Source organism: Sphaerimonospora thailandensis (assembly GCF_016863115.1).
GTDB classification, from domain to species: Bacteria; Actinomycetota; Actinomycetes; order Streptosporangiales; family Streptosporangiaceae; genus Sphaerimonospora; species Sphaerimonospora cavernae.
The window spans coordinates 1-2,226 of record NZ_BOOG01000115.1 but is presented as its reverse complement, the minus strand read 5'-3'; the positions used below and the strand labels follow the sequence as shown (position 1 = coordinate 2,226).

The window sequence follows — 2,226 nt, the reverse complement described above, 5'->3', positions numbered from 1 at the left end:
CGTGAATGGACACCCTCAGACGGGTTGAGGAAGGCACTCCAAGACGTTTCGGGCTGGCCGAATCAACAATTCGAACAGCTCGTCGGCGCGGCGTATTGTGATGTACATCACACTCTGTTGAGTTGTATTGTCAAATAATAACTTTATGTGCATAATCAGCTTGGAATTGAGGGTGTTAACTTGTTGTAAATTAACCTGAGCCCGCATGGGAAGTGGGCCCGCTTTTGAGTTTCGAAGCTTAGCGATTGTGCGTGGTCTGTCTTGGGTCCCCTGCCTCCTGAAAAGATGTGGTATGGAGTGAAAAGGATTACATTTCAGTTCCCGCGTACGCGGACGGTACTTACAAGTGGCAGAACGAATACAACAGGCACTATCTGGAGGTCTATCAAAGCTCTACCGCTAACAAGGGTAGAGTCATCACGTGGCCGATCTATAACTCAGCTAATCAACTTTGGTCTGACTTCACACTCAGCGACGGCTACTACAGGCTGATGAATAACAACAGTCGTAAATGGCTGGGTTTCGCAGATCAACAATACGGAAACGGCTATTGCGGATTCCCTGACCAGTATGATTGGCTGAACGCCTCATCTCAATGGTGGGATTACCGCAAACTCTGGGATCAAACCGATGGTCGCTACTATTCTGCCTGGGTCAACAAAATGGGCTGTCAAGGAAATGCCTACGTCGACATGCTCTCCGTCGTCGATCTCAGCCCAGTGAACACGTCTCTCCTTCATGAGGCGACATGCTCGGACCAGAGATACGGTAGCCCCACGGGATGTTATTGGCGAAGGGACGGTGGCTGAGCCTGGATCCACGGGCCGAAATCTGACTGAAGTTTCCTGAATGATGCTTCCAGCAGCCCGCCCGATAGGACACCTCTCACGTGCGATTGTTTCACGCCCCCAGCAAGACGCATGCAGCCTTCGACGAAGAGCACGGGATCGGCCTGGCGGGACTGATGGCGCTCAGGTGAACTTGACCAGACCTGCTCTCTGAAATTTGCCAGGTGAGCGACTCGCCGGGAGAGATCCTTCTCGTCCCAGGTGGCTCCCCACGATGCTTCGGATGATCAATGTTCGAAGCGAGTCGGGGGGAGCCGCATCCGATGCTCACACAGGGGGAAGACGTGGAAGCGCAGGCTTTGCGCAAACGTGGCTGGTCGATCTCGGCGATCGCGCGGCATCTGGGCCGTAGCCGGGCGACGATCCGGGCGTATCTGAACGGGGAGCGTGTACCGGGGCAGCGGCGGCGCAGCCTCGCCGATCCGTTCGAGCCGTTCGCCGAGTACTGCCGGCTGCGGCTGGATGCCGACACCGGGGATCCGCACCTGTGGGCCACGACGTTGTTCGACGAGTTGGTGGAGCTGGGCTATCGGAGTGGCTACTCGACCTTCACTCGGGCGTTGCGGGTGCGGGAGCTGCGCCCGGCATGCGAGAAGTGCGCGCACGCGGGCGGACCGGCCGAGTACGTCCGTATCACGCACCGGCCGGGGGCTGAGACTCAATGGGACTGGCTGGAGTTGCCGCAGGCGCCCGCTTCGTGGGGGTGGGGCGCGAGCGCGCACCTGCTGGTCGGCTCGCTGCCGTACTCCGGGATCTGGCGCGGGGTGCTGGCCGAGTCCGAAGACCAGCCGCACCTGATCGAGGCGCTGCACGGGGTGTGTGCACGGCTGGGTGGCCTCAGCGCCGAGTGGCGGTTCGACCGGATGGCGACCGTCTGCCATCCCGCCACGGGAGAGGTGACCGCGTCGTTCGCGGCGGTGGCCAAGTATTACGGGGTGAACGTGCGTGTCTGCCCGAGCGGCCGTTCCTGGCGCAAGGGCAGTGTGGAGAAGGCCAACCACGCCGCCGCGCAACGCTGGTGGCGCACGCTGGGCGATGATGTCTCGCCCGCCCAGGCCCAGGAGCGGCTGGACGTGTGGTGCCGCAAGCGTGGGGACATCCGCATCCGTAAGATCGACGGCGGCAAGGTGAGCGTGGCCGAACTGGCCCGCCGCGAGCCGCTGCGTCCGCTGCCGGACCGACGCGGCCTTGAACCTGCCGGCCGAGAAGCATTCGCACGGGCTGCGCAAGCTGGCGGCGATCGAATCGGCGCGGGGCTCGTTCGACGACGCCGGCGCGGCGATACTGCGGGCCACCGGGGTGAACGTGGCAAAACGGCAGGTAGAACAGCTCGCCCAGGCCGCAGCCGCCGACATCGACGCCTTCTACGCCTCCCGTC

Annotated in this window: 2 protein-coding genes; both read left to right on the top strand. The window is 61.7% G+C overall.

The window, feature by feature from the left end; genetic code table 11:
• Positions 1–287 precede the first annotated feature (287 nt).
• Positions 288–809 (top strand): RICIN domain-containing protein, encoded by a 522-nt coding sequence (locus tag Mth01_RS30520; RefSeq protein ID WP_204019178.1) that lies wholly within the window; start codon positions 288–290, stop codon positions 807–809.
• Positions 810–1,132: 323 nt separating this feature from the next.
• On the top strand, positions 1,133–2,226 hold a 1,094-nt coding region (gene istA, locus Mth01_RS29145), incomplete at its 3' end, for an IS21 family transposase (protein WP_204019177.1).